This window comes from Luteimicrobium album (assembly GCF_030161555.1).
In the GTDB taxonomy this organism is placed as follows: domain Bacteria; phylum Actinomycetota; class Actinomycetes; order Actinomycetales; family Cellulomonadaceae; genus Luteimicrobium; species Luteimicrobium album.
Map to the genome: position 1 here is coordinate 890,938 of NZ_BSUK01000001.1, position 15,849 is coordinate 906,786.

The 15,849-nt window shown below is 72.6% G+C and carries 14 protein-coding genes and 1 pseudogene; 13 read left to right on the forward strand and 2 right to left on the reverse strand.

All coding sequences use genetic code 11. The features are described from left to right. The first annotated feature begins 236 nt into the window (after nt 1-236). The 10 genes and pseudogenes from QQK45_RS04430 (at nt 237) to QQK45_RS04475 (ending at nt 7,016) form a co-directional block, all read left to right on the forward strand. Nucleotides 237-593: an ArsR/SmtB family transcription factor gene (locus QQK45_RS04430; protein WP_284292227.1), complete on the forward strand. Its 357-nt coding sequence runs from the start codon at nt 237-239 to the stop codon at nt 591-593. After that, nucleotides 590-1,063: an SRPBCC family protein gene (locus QQK45_RS04435; RefSeq protein ID WP_284292228.1), complete on the forward strand. Its 474-nt coding sequence runs from the start codon at nt 590-592 to the stop codon at nt 1,061-1,063. Before QQK45_RS04430 ends, QQK45_RS04435 begins: the two co-directional genes overlap by 4 nt. Further along, nucleotides 1,060-1,854, forward strand: coding sequence for an alpha/beta fold hydrolase (locus tag QQK45_RS22900; protein WP_431310224.1), 795 nt, complete (start codon nt 1,060-1,062; stop codon nt 1,852-1,854). Before QQK45_RS04435 ends, QQK45_RS22900 begins: the two co-directional genes overlap by 4 nt. Nucleotides 1,855-1,906: 52 nt before the next feature. Then, a complete protein-coding gene (locus tag QQK45_RS04445) occupies nt 1,907-2,623 on the forward strand; it encodes a TetR/AcrR family transcriptional regulator (RefSeq protein WP_284292230.1) in 717 nt (238 codons plus the stop codon). Beyond that, nucleotides 2,620-3,582 carry an ABC transporter ATP-binding protein gene (locus QQK45_RS04450; protein ID WP_284292231.1) on the forward strand — a complete coding sequence of 321 codons (963 nt, stop codon included), beginning with the start codon at nt 2,620-2,622 and terminating at the stop codon, nt 3,580-3,582. The genes QQK45_RS04445 and QQK45_RS04450 overlap by 4 nt, the downstream gene beginning before the upstream one ends. 79 nt (nt 3,583-3,661) lie before the next feature. Continuing rightward, the gene (locus QQK45_RS04455; protein WP_284292232.1) at nt 3,662-4,372 is read left to right on the forward strand and encodes a hypothetical protein; all 711 of its coding nucleotides are present in this window, start codon (nt 3,662-3,664) and stop codon (nt 4,370-4,372) included. Next, the gene (locus QQK45_RS04460) at nt 4,291-5,262 is read left to right on the forward strand and encodes a hypothetical protein (protein WP_284292233.1); all 972 of its coding nucleotides are present in this window, start codon (nt 4,291-4,293) and stop codon (nt 5,260-5,262) included. The genes QQK45_RS04455 and QQK45_RS04460 overlap by 82 nt, the downstream gene beginning before the upstream one ends. A gap of 84 nt (nt 5,263-5,346) precedes the next feature. After that, nucleotides 5,347-5,642: pseudogene (locus QQK45_RS04465) on the forward strand (type II toxin-antitoxin system VapB family antitoxin). A gap of 65 nt (nt 5,643-5,707) precedes the next feature. Then, nucleotides 5,708-6,349, forward strand: a complete 642-nt coding sequence (locus QQK45_RS04470; protein ID WP_284292234.1) for a LytR C-terminal domain-containing protein — start codon at nt 5,708-5,710, stop codon at nt 6,347-6,349. 40 nt (nt 6,350-6,389) lie between these two features. Then, nucleotides 6,390-7,016 carry a GNAT family N-acetyltransferase gene (locus tag QQK45_RS04475; protein ID WP_284292235.1) on the forward strand — a complete coding sequence of 209 codons (627 nt, stop codon included), beginning with the start codon at nt 6,390-6,392 and terminating at the stop codon, nt 7,014-7,016. A gap of 137 nt (nt 7,017-7,153) precedes the next feature. Here QQK45_RS04475 and QQK45_RS04480 read toward each other — a convergent pair whose 3' ends face one another. Continuing rightward, entirely contained in the window at nt 7,154-10,057 is a 2,904-nt protein-coding gene (locus QQK45_RS04480; RefSeq protein WP_284292236.1) for a discoidin domain-containing protein, read from the reverse strand. A gap of 198 nt (nt 10,058-10,255) precedes the next feature. Further along, nucleotides 10,256-11,191, reverse strand: coding sequence for an LLM class F420-dependent oxidoreductase (locus QQK45_RS04485; RefSeq protein WP_284292237.1), 936 nt, complete (start codon nt 11,189-11,191; stop codon nt 10,256-10,258). A 40-nt stretch (nt 11,192-11,231) separates the two neighbouring features. Here QQK45_RS04485 and QQK45_RS04490 point away from each other — a divergent pair, with 40 nt between their 5' ends. From QQK45_RS04490 to QQK45_RS04500, 3 genes are all read left to right on the forward strand, one after another. Beyond that, a complete protein-coding gene (locus tag QQK45_RS04490) occupies nt 11,232-12,683 on the forward strand; it encodes a glycosyltransferase 87 family protein (RefSeq protein ID WP_284292238.1) in 1,452 nt (483 codons plus the stop codon). 69 nt (nt 12,684-12,752) lie between these two features. Further along, a complete protein-coding gene (locus tag QQK45_RS04495) occupies nt 12,753-14,351 on the forward strand; it encodes an AMP-binding protein (RefSeq protein WP_284292239.1) in 1,599 nt (532 codons plus the stop codon). A 258-nt stretch (nt 14,352-14,609) separates the two neighbouring features. Then, nucleotides 14,610-15,812, forward strand: a complete 1,203-nt coding sequence (locus QQK45_RS04500; RefSeq protein ID WP_284292240.1) for a chitinase — start codon at nt 14,610-14,612, stop codon at nt 15,810-15,812. The last annotated feature ends 37 nt before the right edge of the window (nt 15,813-15,849 follow it).

Here is a 15,849-nt window from a genome sequence, read left to right on the forward strand (position 1 = left end):
CCGCAGTTCTTCGCATGGACTGGGCCCCTTCGGTCTCGACATTGAGAGGGAATCGCTACTACATTGAAACGATTCAATACGGAAATATATCAGGCGCCATTGCAGAGGTGCAAGGGTTTGCCCTCGAATAGGTTCCCCACGCCACCGCCGGGGCGCAGGTGCCGCACCCGACGCGCCTTCTTCGGCGCCCCTGCCGTCTCGAACGAGCACAACCTTGCGGTTGTGCAACCGCCCGGATGTGCTTACAGTGGGGGCGTGGACCCCCCGACGACCTCGACCTCGTGTTCGCCGCGCTCGCCGACCCGACCCGGCGCGCGATCGTCGAGCGCCTGACGCACGGCGACGCGACCGTCAACGAGCTCGCGGAACCGTTCGCCATCTCGCAGCAGGCCGTCTCGAAGCACCTGCAGGTGCTCGAGCGCGCGCGGCTCGTCTCCCGGACGCGCGTCGCCCAGGCGCGACCCGTCGCGCTCGACGGCGCCCGCCTGGCCGAGGCGACGAGCTGGATCGAGCGCAACCGGCTCGCCTGGGCCGAACGCCACGACCAGCTCGCCGCGCACCTCGCGTCCCTCGACCCGGAGGCCAGCCGATGACGCCTGACGCGCCCCGCAACGGCGCCGCCAAGCTCGGCGAGCTCACCTACACGCGGGTGCACCGCGCGTCGCCCGCGCTGCTCTTCGACTGCATGACCGACCCGGCGCACCTCAGGCACTTCTGGGGCCCCGCCGGGACGACGACGCCGGTCGGGGGCATCGTCGTCGACCTGCAGCCCGGCGGGGTGTTCGAGACCACGATGGTCTCCGACGCCGACGGCACCGCGTACACGATGCGCGCCGTCTACGTGGAGGTCCGCCGCCCCGACCTGCTCGTCTGGTCGGAGCCCGACAGCGGCATGACGACCACCATCACGTTCACCGACCGGGGTGACGGGACGACCGAGGTCGTCACGCACCAGACGAACGTCCCCGAGGCGTACCGCAGCCCGCAGGCACGTGCGGGCTTCGCGACCAGCCTCGACCGTTGCGACGCGTACGTCGCCTCACTCGTCGGGAGGACGCGATGAGCACCACCACGACCGGCACGACCACCTCGCCCGACGGCACCCCGATCGGCTGGACCCGGACCGGCGACGGCCCGGGCGTGGTCCTGGTCGACGGTGCCCTCTGCTACCGCGGCGCCGGCCCGCTCGACGCGCTCGCCGCCGCGCTCGCCGGCAGGTTCGCCGTCTGGACCTACGACCGCCGCGGGCGGCGCGCCAGCGGCGACACCCCGCCGTTCGCGGCGGAGCGCGAGATCGAGGACCTGCGCGCCGTCGTCGGGCTGGCGGCCGGGGACGGCGCGAGCGGCGTCGGGCTGTTCGGGCACTCGTCGGGGGCCGCGCTCGCCCTGCTGACCGCTGCCGAGGAGCCCGTGGTGACCTGCCTCGTGCTGCACGAGCCGCCGCTGCTGACCGCCGTCCTCGGCGAGGGTACGCGCAGCGCGCCCGGGCGTACACGGAGGCTCTGCGCGAGGCGTTGGAGCAGGGGCGGCGCGGGGACGCGGTCGCGCTCTTCATGGCGTCCACGGGGATGCCGGACGCGGCGATCGCCGGGGCCCGCTCCGGACCGGGCTGGCCCACGCTCGAGGCGATCGCGCCGACGCTCGCGTACGACGACGCCGTCCTCGCCGGCGGCGGGATCCCGTCCGCGACGGCGCGCATCGCCGTCCCGACGCTGGTGTTCTCCGGGAGCGCGAGCCCCGACGTCATGCAGGACGCCGCCCGGGCGACCGCCGCAGCGATCCCGGGCGCCGAGCACCGGAGCCTGCCGGACCAGACGCACGCTCTCGTCCCGGAGGTCGTCGCGCCCGTGCTGACCGGCTTCTTCGCACCCGCCTGACCGCACTTCCCCGGCGGAGGACTTGTCGGGTGACTGAACGCGCGTATAGCTTATTGAACGTGCGTTCAGCCGACGACGACCTCACCGCCCGCGCCCGGGTCCGCGACGCCGCGATCACGCGGTTCGCTGCCGACGGGTTCGGCGTCGGGCTGCGCACCATCGCCGCCGACGCCGACGTGAGCCCCGGCCTCGTGATCCACCACTTCCGGTCCAAGGAAGGCCTGCGGCGCGAGTGCGACGCGCACGTGCTCGCCCAGATCCACGACGCCCGCGCCGAGGCGCTCGTCGCCGCGGACCCCGCGTCGTCGATCCTCCGGCTCGCGGCCGACACCCACTACGCGTGGCTCGCCACCTACCTGCTGCGCTCGCTCCAGGCCGGCGGCGACCTCGCGCGCCGCTTCGTCGCGGACCTCGTCGACGAGACGCGCACCAACCTCGAGGACGGCGTCGCGGCCGGCAGCATCCGGCCGTCGCGCGACCCCGACGGCCGCGCCGACATGCTCACCGGCATGAGCCTCGGGTACCTGCTGCTCGCGTACTCGCTCGAGCCGGAGCCCCCGACGGACCTCGCCGCCTGGGTCGTCGGGCTGTCGACCCGCGGCACGCTCGCCGGTCTCGAGGTCTTCACCGAGGGCCTGTTCACCGACAGCCGGTTCCTCGACGGCTACCTCGCCCAGACGGGCGGGCCGTCGTCGGACCCCCACCCGACCACCGCCCCCACACCCCCGCACCCGGAGGACCGATGAACGCGTCCACGCCAGTCGAGGTGCACGACCTGCGCAAGAGCTTCGGGACCGTGCAGGCGCTCGACGGCCTGGACCTCACCGTCGAGCCCGGGCAGGTCGCCGGGTTCCTCGGGCCCAACGGCGCGGGCAAGTCGACGACGATCCGCGTCCTCCTGGGCGTCCTCCTGGGCCTCCTCCACGCCGACTCGGGCACCGCCCGGCTGTTCGGCAAGGACCCGTGGACGGACGGCGTCGGGCTCCACGAGCGCCTCGCCTACGTGCCGGGCGACGTGACGCTCTGGCCGCAGCTCACGGGCGGCGAGACGATCGACCTGCTGCTGCGTCTGCGCGGCCTGCGCGTCGACGAGGCCCGCAAGGCCCGGATGCTGCACCGGTTCGAGCTCGACCCGACCAAGCGCACCCGCACCTACTCGAAGGGCAACCGGCAGAAGGTCGCGCTCGTCGCGGCGTTCTGCGCGGACGTCGAGCTGCTGGTGCTCGACGAGCCGACGTCCGGCCTCGACCCGCTCATGCAGGCGGTGTTCCAGGACTCGGTCCGCGAGGCGACGCAGGCCGGGACGAGCGTCCTGCTCTCGAGCCACGTGCTCGCCGAGGTCGAGGCGCTCTGCGACACCGTGACGATCATCCGGGCGGGCCGCACGATGCAGACCGGCACGCTCGCGGAGCTGCGCCACCTCACCCGGTCCGCGGTCACCGCGCGCGTCGAGGACCCCGACGCGGCCCGGGCCGCGCTGGAGAAGCTCGACGGCGCCCACGACGTCACGGTGCCGGACGGCGAGGACGGCACGCTCACCTTCCACCTCGACGACGCGGCCACCCCCGCCGCGACGCGCGTCCTCGCCGACCTCGGCGCGCACGGGCTCACGGTGTCGCCGCCGTCGCTCGAGGAGCTGTTCCTGCGCCAGTACGGCGACGAGCTCGAGCTGCTCGAGGACGACGGCGCGGCGGTGCGGCGATGACGACGACCGCCGCCTCCGTCCCCGCCGGGCAGGAGACCCGCGCGACCGTCTGGCCCGGGCGCCCCTGGCGGGCACGGGGATGCTGCTGCGGCTCGCGCTGCGCCGGGAACGCGTCACGCTGCCGCTGACGGTCGTGGTGCTCGTCACCACCTTCGCGGTGACGATCGCGTCCGTGAGCACGGCGTACGGGACGCAGGCCGACCGTGACGACGCCGCCGCGACGCTCGGCACCAACGCCGCGTTCCGCGTCCTGCTCGGCCCGCTGCGCAACACCCAGTCCGTCGCGAGCGTGAGCCAGTGGCGCATCGGCCTGTTCATGCTCGTCGTCGTGGGGGTCCTGGCCGCCATGACCGTGGTGCGCCACACCCGCAAGGAGGAGGAGGCCGAGCGCCTCGAGCTCGTGCGGGCCGCCCCCGTCGGCGCGCTCGCCCCGCTCGCCGCGGGCACCGTCGTCGCGACGATCCTGAGCGTCGTGACGACCGCCGGGATGGCGGGCGCGCTCGCCGCCGTCTCTGAGGCCCCGGGCGACGGCGCGGGCGTGGTCGCCGTCGGGGTTCAGTACCTCGCGATGGGCCTCGCCGGCGCCGGGCTGGGCGCGGTCGGCGCCCAGGTGGCGACGCTCTCGCGGACGGCCAACACGATCGCGGTGCTCGTCCTCGTCGCGGGGTACGCGCTGCGCGGCGTCGGCGACGTCCAGGACGGGCTCGAGTGGCTGCGCTGGCTCTCCCCGTCGGCTGGGCCGAGGAGATGGACCCGTTCGGTGCGAACGCGTACGCGCCCGCCCTGCTGAGCCTCGCGCTCGCCGTGGTCTGCCTCGCCGCGGCCGCGCGACTCGCCGTCGGGCGCGATGTCGGCGCGGGCATCGTCCAGCCACGACCCGGGCCCGCGGACGCGCCCCACCTCGACTCGCCGCTCGCCCTGACCCGGCGCCTGCAGGGCGTGTCGCTCGCATCCTGGGCGTACGCCGTCGGCGCCTACTGCTTCCTGCTGGGCCTGATCCTCAGCTCGGCCGACGACATCGTCGGCGGAAACGCCGACGCCGCGAACCTCATCGAGCAGCTCGGGGGCAGCGGCCGTCTGCAGGACGTCATGGCGGCGCTCGTCCTCGGCTGGGTGGGAATCGCGGCCGGCGCCTGGACCGTCACGTACGCGACGCAGCTCCGCGCCGAGGAGGCCTCGGGACGGACGGAGGTCCAGCTCGCCACCGGCGTCACCCGCGCCCGATACCTCGGCGTGGCCGTGCTCGTGTCGGTCGTGGGCGTCGTCGTGATCCTGGCCGCCGCGGGCGTGCTCATGGGCCTCGGCCACGGGATCACGGGCGGGTCGTGGGGCAGCGCGTTCGCCGACGCCGTCGGGGGCGCGGCGGTCCAGGTGCCGGCGGCGCTCGTCGTCGGCGGGCTCGTGGTCGCGTGCTACGCGTGGTGGCCGCGGTACGTCGCCGCCGGGTGGGGCGTGATCACCGCGATCCTCCTGCTCGAGGTCGTCGGAGACGCCCTGAACCTGCCGCAGTGGGTGCTCGACCTCTCGCCCTTCACACACACGCCGCGCGTCCCGCTGGACGACGCGGAACCCCTGCCCCTGGTGGTCCTCACGCTCGTCGCGGCCGCGTTCTACGCGCTCGCCTACGCCCGGTTCGCGGGCGTCGCGCGAGTCCGGCGGCGGGACGTCCCGGGCGTCTGACGCCCGCCGGACGGCGCCGGGGCGTGCAGCACGCTCACCGCATCTTCACGGGCGACCCGCAGGTCGTTTCGTAGACTGCCGCCCATGATCTTCAAAGCCGTGGGAGACGGTCGGCCCTACCCGGACCACGGCAAGGTCACGCCCAAGGACTGGGCGGACGTGCCGCCGCGCATGGTCCGGCTCGACGAGCTCGTCACCACCAAGCGCACCCTCAACCTCGACAACCTCCTGTCGGAGGACTCGACGTTCTACGGGGACCTGTTCGCGCACGTCGTCGAGTACAAGGGGTCCTCTACCTCGAGGACGGCCTGCACCGCGCGGTGCGGGCCGCCCTCCAGCAGCGGCCGGCGCTGCACGCGCGAGTTCTCATCCTCACGTAACGATTCGCCCACCAGGGCCGCGCGCCCGGTGGGCCGAGGCGCCCCCGACCTCGTACGCTCGTCGCGTGGCGAACCAGCACCAACCCCCGACCCCACGCGAGCTGCGGCGCCGCCACATGCACGAGCGCCAGGCGGTCGTGTTCGGTGTGCTCATCGCGGCCCTCGCGCTCGTCGGTGTCGGGGCGGCCGGGATCATCACCGGCGCCATCAGCTCCCCGTTCAACCGTCCCATCGCCACCCCGACCGTCACCGACGACGCGATGACCACCGCCACCCCCTGCCTCGCGAAGGGCACCAAGCCCGTCCAGTACGCGAAGATCACGCTCAACGTGTACAACGCGTCCGGCCAGCCCGGGCTCGCGCGCAGCACGTCCGACGCGATGGCGGAGCGCGGGTTCACCGTGAAGAAGGTCGGCAACAGCACCGTCGACGTCACGGCGCCCCGCATCGTCTTCGGCCCGAAGGGGCTCGCCCAGGCGTACACGGTCGCCGCGCAGTTCAAGGACGCCAAGCTCGCGCTCGACACCCGCAAGGACGCGTCCGTCGACGTCGTGCTCGGGTCCGAGGCGCACGTGCTCCTCGGGACCAAGGACGTGCACCTCAGCGCGAAGAAGGCGATGACCTCCGCGCCGGGCTGCGTCGCGCTGTCGAAGGTCAAGCCGCTCCTGCCCGCGCCGAAGGCCACGTCGACGCCATCGGGCAAGTGAGACGTCCGGGCACTCGTCGGCCGGACGGTAGGTTCACCGGGTGACCACGCCCGTCCCGCCCCTCCCGATCCGTCCCGTGCACCCCGACGACGACGCCGAGGTCGACCGCGTGTACGACGTCTGCCTGCGCACGGGCGCGTCCGGCGCGGACGCCACCGACCAGTTCGCGGACCCCCGGCTGCTCGGCGAGGTCTACGCGGGCCCCTACCTGCGGTTCGCCCCGGACCTCGCGTTCGTGCTCGACGGCGGCCCCACGGCCGGGGTCGTCGGGTACGTCCTGGGCGCGGCGGACACCGCAGCCTTCGAGAACGAGCTCGAGCGGTCCTGGTGGCCGGGCCTGCGCCGTCGGTACCCGCGCGGCACGTTCCCCGAGGGGAGCCCGGACGAGGGCGTCGTCGGGCTGATCCACGAGCCGCCGCGCGCCGCGCCCGAGCTGCTCGCCGACTACCCGGCGCACCTGCACGTCGACCTCCTGCCCGAGGCCCAGGGAGGCGGTAACGGACGGCGCCTCATCACGACATTGCTCGACGCGCTGCGCTCGCGCGGGGTGGCGGGCGTGCACCTCGGCGTCGCCGCCGACAACGTCAACGCGCAGGGCTTCTACGAGCACGTCGGGTTCCGCCGCGTCGACGTGCCCGGCGTCGTCTACGGGCTCCGCCTCACCTGATACCCCTCCCGCCCTTCGCGAGCTGTCAGAACGTGGTGCCCGTATCCGGATACACGGCTCTGACACACGGGATGATGTCGGTGTCTGTCAGAACCTGGTGACCGTCGACGGTCACCAGGTTCTGACAGCTCGGCGGATCAGCTCGCGTAGACCCCCAGCTCCGAGAGCTGCGCGGCCGGCCAGCCCGTGTTGCCGGTGAACGTGAGCCGCACGTACCGCGCGTCGGACGCCGGGAAGGCGACCGTCACCGTGTTGCCCGACGCCGGGTCGAACCGGTACCCGGCCGACGCCTCGAGCGTCCGGAACGTGGTGCCGTCGGTGGAGCTGAGCACCGAGAGCGTCTGCGTGCGTACCGCCCACGCCGTGGCCGGCGGGAGCTGCAGCACGAGTCGCGACACGCTCTTCGAAGCCCCGAGGTCGACTGTGATCGACTGCGGGAACGCGCCGTCGGGGCTCTCCCAGTAGGTGTTCGCGTTGCCGTCGACGGCGTTCGCCGGGACGTAGACGTCCGCGTGCCCCGCGGTGACCGTCTTCCCGAGCGCGAGGTTCGTCCCCGCCGGATCGGTGGGGGTGTCGGTCGGTGTGCCCGTCGGGGTGCCCGTGGGCGGCGTCGGCGGCGTCGAGCCGCCGTCCGCCGTCCCGTAGACCTCGAACAGGGAGAGCTGGGCCGCCGGCCAGCCGGTGTTCGCGGTCACGGTCACGCGCACGTAGCGCGCCGTGCCGGACACCGGGATCGTGACCGTGTTCGACGCGGAGGCCGGGTCGAACGCGTAGCTCTTCGACGCGGCCAGCGAGCTCCACGACGAACCGTCCGTCGAACCCTCGACCGTCAGCGTCTGGTTGCGCTTCTCCCACGACGCCGGGAGCCCCAGCACGACCTTCGTCAGCGCGACGGGCGCGCACAGGTCCACGCGCAGCGACTGCGGGAACGCGTTGTTGGCGCTCTCCCAGTAGGTGCCGGCGTCGCCGTCGACGGCGTTCGAGCCTGCGTACGTCTGGACGTGGCTGGACTCGACGACCGTCTTGCCGCGCGCGACGTCACCCGTGCCGACGCAGGCGGTCGGGTCGGTCGGCGTCGTGGGCGGGTCGGTCGGGTCCGTCGGGTTCGTCCCCGGATCCGTGGGGTCCGTGCCGGGGTCCGTCGGCTGGGTCGAGCCGCCGCCGGTGTAGACGTAGTTCGGCGCCGGCCACGGGCCGCAGTACGGCGAGTCCGTGTACCAGCCGGAGTTGCCGCTGCCGACCAGGGTGATGCCGGTGTTCACGGCGCCCTGGCAGGAGTAGATCGCGTTCGAGTACCCGATGTGCTGCGCCGTGACGCCCTCGAAGGTCGCCGCGAACGTCGCCTGCGCCTGGATCGCGAACGTGCCGGTCCCGTCGATGTCGACGTTCTTGAAGTGGACGGTCTTGGTGCCGCCCTCGATGAACTGGATCGCCTCGTACGAGCTGTCGATGATGTCCGTGTTCGACACGTTGATGGTGGCGTTCACGGCCTCGTTGAGACCGTCGAACCACATCGCTCCGACGCCGAACTGCCAGTTGTAGTCGGAGTTCCCGGCCCGGATCAGCGTGTTCGAGTCCGCGGTGATCGTCCCGCCGATGGCGGCGCCGCCCTGGACACCCGGATACCGGTTGGCGATGTGGATGCCGCCGCCGTTGGTGACGGTGTCGGAGACGACGTTGTGCGAGACGGTGATGTCGGTCCCGCCGTAGATCGCGATGTTGTTGGCGAGCACCGGCGCGACGATCGTGTTGTAGGTGAACGTGTTGTCGTGCTCGGGCTGCTCGGCCCACTCGGCGATGCCGTCGTCACCCGTGTTCCGGATGAAGTTGTTGGTCGCGGTCGAGTTGGTGACGCCGAGGTGGAAGTTGATGCCGTCGGCCGTCTGGTCGAGGATCCGGCTGTTCTTGATGGTGAGGTGGTCCATCGGGCCGTCCATCCAGGCGCCGACCTTGGTGTGCTGGATCCAGACCGAGTCGATCGTCGAGTCGCTCATGGCGCCGCCGAACCCGTTGACCTGGTCGTTGTCGTTGCGCTCCTTGACCTCGCCGAAGATGGCGAGGTTCGAGACCGTCACGTCGTGGCTGCCCCCGGCGGACGCGTCCTTGCCGTAGAGGCCGACGCGGTTGCCCGTGAGCACGGAGTACCACTGGCCCGCGCCCGTGAGGGTGACGTGGTCGAGGATGACGTGGTCCGTCACCTTGAACCGGCCCTCCGGGACGTACACGGTCTTGCCCTGCGCGGCCCCGGCGTTCACCGCGTTCTGGATCGCCTGCGTCGCGTCGGCCGCGCCGGTCGAGTCGGCGCCGAAGTCCGTGACGACGTTGAGCGAGCCCGCCGGCTGGGCGATCGGTGCCGCGACCTGCTCGAAGTCGCCGAGGTCGATCGTGAAGCTGGGCGACGCCGCCGTCGACGACACCTGGAGGCGGATCTTCGTCCCGATCGGCAGAGTCGAGGAGAAGGTCGTCCGGACCTCGTCGTAGAAGTGGTGCGGGTTGTCGCCCGGGGAGTTGTTGAACGGGTACCCGCCGTAGAACCAGCCGTACCGCGACGTCACGGGCAGGTCCTTGACCTTGGTGCCGTTCACGTCGAGGTCGAGCGTCGCGTCGCGCCCGGTGCCCGACGCGTTGTCGGGGATCGAGTACCGGAAGTCCGCCGCGTTCGCGGGCTTGGTGAGCGTGAACTCGACGTACTCCCCGACCGCGTCGAGCGTGACCGCCTTGCGGCCGGACGCCTCGGAGGGCAGGTGCCCGTACGTGCGGTCGGGGCCGATCACGGTCCCGTTGGTGGCGACGTCCTCGGCCTCCTGCTCGACGAACGGGACGGTCGCCCCGCGGCCGGCGATGCCGACCGGCGACGGCGACCCCGCCGTCTGGTCCGCGGTCGCGGCGTTCGCGGTGAGGGCGGGGACGGCGGCGACGCCGGCGCCCACGAGCCCGACGACGGCCACGCCGACCCCGACGCCGCACAGGCGCCGGAGCCGGCGGACTCCGCCGGGTGACTCGGGTTGGTGCAGGGGTGTTGCGCTACGTGCTCTGTTCACGGTCGGACTCCTCTGTCCGTCGTGCCTGCGTCGTCGTCGGCGCAGGGCGGTGGGTGACAGGAACCGGGCACGCCGCAGGGCACGCCCGGGTTGCAACCCACCGACCGTACGGTTTTCGACAGAAGCACGCAAGATCATGACAAGCGTAAGAAATACGCAAGCATGGCAAGCGGCACGCAAGAAGACCCGCGCGCAGGATCAGGACAAGCGGGGCACCACCTCGCGCGCGACCAGGTCGAGGTGGTCGAGGTCCTGCAGATCGAGCGTCTGCAGGTACAGCCGGCTCGCGCCCGCGGCCCGCACCCGCTCGATCACCTCGACCGCCTCGTCGACCGTCCCGGCGATGCCGTGCTCGCGCAGCTCGTCGGGCTCGCGCCCGATCGCCGCGGCCCGACGACGGAACTCGGCCTCGTCCGCGCCCACGCACAGGACCAGCGCGGCCGAGTAGCGCAGCTCGTCGGCGTCGCGCCCGATCGCCTCGCACGCCTCGCGCACGCGCCCGAACAGCGTCGGGACGTCGTCGAGCTCCGGGAACGAGGCGTTGTACTCCGACGCGAACCGGGCCGCGAGCGCCGGGGTCCGCTGGGGCCCGCTGCCCCCGACGATCACGGGGATGCGCGGCTGCACGGGCTTGGGCAGGGCCGGCGAGTCGACGACCTGGTAGAGGTCGCCGTCGAACGAGTAGGCGTCGCCGAGCGGCGTCGACCACAGTCCGGTGACGATCTCGAGCTGCTCGGTGAGGTGGTCCATGCGGTTCTTGGGGTACGGGATGCCGTAGGCGGCATGCTCGCGCTCGAACCAGCCCGCGCCGAGCCCGAGCTCGACCCGTCCGCCGGACATCTGGTCGACCTGTGCGACCTGGATCGCGAGGGCCCCGGGGTAGCGGAAGGTCACGGGCGACACGAGCGTGCCGAGCCGGATGCGCTCGGTGTCGCGCGCGAGGCCGGCGAGCGTCGTCCAGGCGTCGGTCGGGCCGGGCAGGCCGTCCGTTCCCATCGCGAGGTAGTGGTCGGAGCGGAAGAACGCGTCGAACCCGAGCCGCTCGGTCGCCTGCGCGACGGCGAGGAGGTCGTCGTAGGTGGCGCCCTGCTGGGGCTCGGTGAACACGCGGAGCTGGAAGGGGTGATCCGTCATGCGTCCTACTCTGCCAGGGGCCCCACTAGGGTGGTGGCCCATGAGCGAGCCCGCGTCGACCGACCCCGCGGGCTCCCGTCCCGAGCCCCGTCCCGCCGTGCTCTCCGGGTCGGAGCGCGCCCGCGCGGCGCTGCACGTCGCGACGGGACGCGTCGGCGTGTGGGTGGCGTTCGTCGTCGTGCACGCGGTGCTGTTCTGGGAGGCGAGCCACCACGCCCAGGCACTGTTCGGCGACCCGGAGCTGTACCGGCAGTGGGCCGCGGGCGGTGTGCAGGACGGCGTGTGGCCGGTCCTCGACATCTCGTGGGTGTACCCGATCGGTGCGCTCGTCCCCGCCACGCTGCCGGCGCTGGTGTCGGTCGACGGCGAGGCGTACCGGTACCTGTTCATGGTGCTGGTCGCGGTGCTCGACGGCCTCGCGCTCGGGTCGCTCCTCCACGCGGGCCGCGGGCGCACGCTCGGCGCGTGGTGGTGGCTCGTGTTCCTGCTGTTCCTCGGCCCCATCACGCTCGTGCGGCTCGACGGCATCTCCGCGGCCCTGACCGCGATCGCGCTCGCCCAGCTGATCCCGTCGGCGCGACACCCCGAGGGGCGCACGAGCGTCGCGAGCGCCGTCGCGGCGGCGGGCGCATGGGTCAAGATCGCCCCGGGGGCCGTGCTGGTCCCGCTCGCCCTCACGGCGCGGCGTCCGTGGCGGCGCGTGGTGCTGCCCGCGGTCACGGTGACGGCCGTCGTCCTGGGGCTCGCGGAGCTCGGCGGTGCCGGCTCCCGCGTGCTGGGCTTCTGGGGGACGCAGGACTCGCGCGGCCTCCAGGTCGAGTCGGGGGCGGCGACCCCGTTCTCCCTGGCGCGCCTGTGGAGCGGCGAGTACCGGGTGTTCTACAACGCGCCGCTCAACGTCCTCGAGATCACGGGGCCAGGGACGGCGTGGTTCGCGCAGGCGCTCGACGTGCTCCTGCTCGCGGCGGTCGCACTCACGACCGTGGTGACGTGGCGCGCGGCGGTCCGGCTGCGCCGCGACGTGCCCGACGTCGTCGAGCGCCGGACGCCGCAGCTCGAGCTCGTGCTGCTGTCGACCCTGGCGCTGACGCTCGTGCTGTTCGCGTTCGACAAGGTCGGGTCGCCGCAGTACGTCGCGTGGTTCGCGCCGCCCCTCGCGGTGGCGCTGACGGCGCTCCCGGAGCCGACGTGGTGGCCGGGCCGGCGGGGACCGACCGGGCCGCACCAGGCGCGCGCCCGCGTGTGGGAGACGTTCGCGGTGGCGCTCCTCGTCGTCGCCCTGCTCACGCACCGGCTGTTCCCGGACCACTACGACGACTTCCTCGGGGCCCGGCCGCTCGACACCGTCCTCGAGGCGGCCCGCAACGTGCTCGTCCTGGCGCTGGCGGTGGGCTCGCTGGTGGTACTCGGACGGCACGCACGGCGCGGGATGACCCGAACGTCCGATTCCCGAGACCCTCGGTACCGGGAGAGTTCCTCCGGGCCCTCCTGATCTGGTCCAATGGGGCCACGGTCGCGGCAAGGTCGCCGCGCGCCGCGCGTGGATCGAAGGAGATGCACCATGTTCCGTGGCCCCTACCCCGACGTCGAGATCCCGAACCTCAGTGTCTTCGACTACCTGTTCGCCCACCTGTCGGACGACGACCTCGAGCGCACCGCGCTGATCGACGGCCCGAGCGGGGCCCGCTGGAGCTACCGCGACCTGCGGGACCAGGCGGTCGCCGTCGCCGGGGCGCTCGCGGCGCGCGGCCTGCGGCCCGGGGACGTCGTGGGGCTGCTGTGCCCGAACACGCCCGCGTTCGCGGTCGTCTTCCACGGCGCCCTGCGTGCGGGGCTGACCGTCACGACGATCAACTCGCTGTACACGCCCGACGAGATCGCCGCGCAGCTCACCGACTCGGAGGCCCGGCTCCTGATCACGGTCAGCCCCCTCGCCCCGGGCGCGTCCGCGGCGGCCGAGAAGGTCGGGCTGGAGACGGGCGCCGTCGTCGTGCTGGACGGACCCGGCGAGGCCGCGGACGGGCACCCGAGCCTGCGCGACTGGCTCACGGCCGGGCAGCCCGCGCCGGACGTCACGATCGACCCGGTCACGCACCTCGCGGTGCTCCCCTACTCGTCGGGCACCACGGGCCTCGCGAAGGGCGTCATGCTCACGCACCGCAACCTCGTCGCGAACGTCGCGCAGTCCGCGCCGACGCTCGAGATGGTGCCCGACGACGTCGTCCTCGCCCTGCTCCCCTTCTTCCACATCTACGGCATGACGGTGCTGCTCAACCTGGCCCTGTCGCAGCGCGCGGCGCTCGTCACGATGCCGCGGTTCGACCTCGAGCAGTTCCTCGCGCTCGTCGAGCAGCACCGGTGCACGTACCTGTTCATCGCCCCGCCGATCGCGGTCGCGCTCGCCAAGCACCCGCTCGTCGAGGGGCACGACCTGTCGAGCGTGCACACGATCTTCTCCGGCGCCGCGCCACTCGACGCCGCGCTCGGCCACGCGGTCGAGGCCCGCATCGGCTGCCGCATGAAGCAGGGCTACGGCATGACCGAGCTGAGCCCGGTCTCGCACGCGATCCCGCCGTCGGTCGACCTGCCGCTCGACTCCGTCGGGTACACGCTGCCGAACACGGAGTGCAAGCTCCTCGACCCCGCCACGGGCGAGGAGGTCCCCGTGCCCGACGACGGCGAGTCGGCTCCCGGCAAGCTCCTCGTCCGCGGGCCCCAGGTCATGGCCGGGTACCTCAACAACCCGCAGGCGACGTCCGACACCCTCGAGCCCGACGGCTTCCTGCACACGGGCGACATCGCGACCGTGACGTCGGACGGCGTCGTGCGGATCGTCGAGCGGCTCAAGGAGCTCATCAAGTACCACGGCTACCAGGTCGCGCCTGCCGAGCTCGAGGCGCTGCTCCTCACCAGCCCGGACGTGGCCGACGTCGCCGTCATCGGCGTGCGCGACGAGGACGGCGAGGAGGTGCCCAAGGCGTACGTCGTCGTGCAGCCCGGGCACGAGCTCGACGAGCAGGGCGTGCGGGACTACGTGGCCGCGCGCGTCGCGCCGCACAAGAAGGTGCGGAAGGTCGAGTTCGTCGAGGCGATCCCGAAGTCGTCGTCGGGGAAGATCCTGCGCAAGGACCTGCGGGCCCGCGAGGCGGGCCGCCTCTGACCCCACCCCTTCGACGTCGAGCAAGCGGCCCTCGTGCCGAGCAAGCGGGTTCTGCCTGCTTGCTCGGCGCGGGAGCCGCTTGCTGGGCACAGGGGACGTCGGCGCCGTCGATTTCGCGCGCGCTCTTGTGACGACGGCGCACCAGGGCTAGCGTCAGCCTTGCGTTCGTTAGGCGCGCTAACACATGGCGGAGGGCCACTCACCGGCACCCCGCCAGCACCCCGGTCCGCCGACGACGACGGACCCGAAGGAGAGGCAATGAAGCGTTCCGTCTTCCGCACGGGGGCCAGCGTCGCGCTCGCCACCGTCCTCGCCGCCGGCCCCCTGGCGGCCACCGCGCTCGCGTGCGGCCTCGGCTCGCACGGCCACGGCGGTTCCGGGAGCCACAGCACCCCCGGCAGCCACCACGTCCCCGGTCACCCCGGCCACGGCACGTCCCCGCTCAAGCCCGGCTCGAAGCTCCCCACACAGGTCTTCGCGCCCTACCTCGACGTCACGGCCGTCGATTCCATCGCCCAGACGTCCAAGGACTCCGGCGCGAAGTACGTGACCCTGGCCTTCCTGCAGGCCGACAAGCCCGGCTCGTGCGACCTGTACTGGGCCGGCGACCCCGACCAGTCCGTCGCGAGCCGTGCGCTCGGCGACGAGATCGCCAAGATCCGCAAGGCCGGCGGCGACGTCATCCCGTCGTTCGGCGGCTACAACGCCGACACCGACATCATCACGTGGGCGGGTGACCCCGCGAACCTCACCGAGATCGCCGACTCCTGCACCGACGTCCACAAGCTCGCCCAGGCCTACGAGAAGGTCGTCACGACCTACGGCGTGCAGCGCCTCGACTTCGACATCGAGTCCGACTCGATCAACAACGCGCCCGGCGTCGACCGCCGCAACGCGGCCATCGCCGAGGTCCAGCAGTGGGCCAAGAAGAACCACCGCACCGTCGAGATCTCGTACACGCTGCCGTCGACCCCGAACGGCCTCGCCGCCTCGGGGCTCGCGGTCCTCCAGTCGGCCGCCGCGCACGGCGCCGTCATCCACAACGTCAACATCATGACCTTCGACTACTGGGACGGCGTCGAGCACGACATGGTCGCCGACGCCGAGAGCGCCGCGACCGCCCTGACCGGACAGCTGAAGGCCACGATCCTCCCCCACGCCTCGCAGGCCGAGCTGTGGCGTCACGTCGGCGTCATCCAGATGAACGGCACGGACGACTACCGCACCGCCGACGGCGTCGCGACCGAGGTCTTCACCCCGGCCCAGGCCGTGACGTTCGAGAAGTGGGCGGCCAAGCAGCACCTGGCGTTCCTCGGGTTCTGGGCGCTCCAGCGAGACAACGGGTCCTGCCCCGACGCGACCGTCGCGCAGAACGACTGCTCCGGGATCGACCAGAAGACCTGGGCGTTCACCAAGGCGTTCAAGCCGTTCACGTCGGACGGGTGGGCGGACCGGCACTGACGTTCGAGGATGCACGAAGGGCCCCGACCGCTATGGT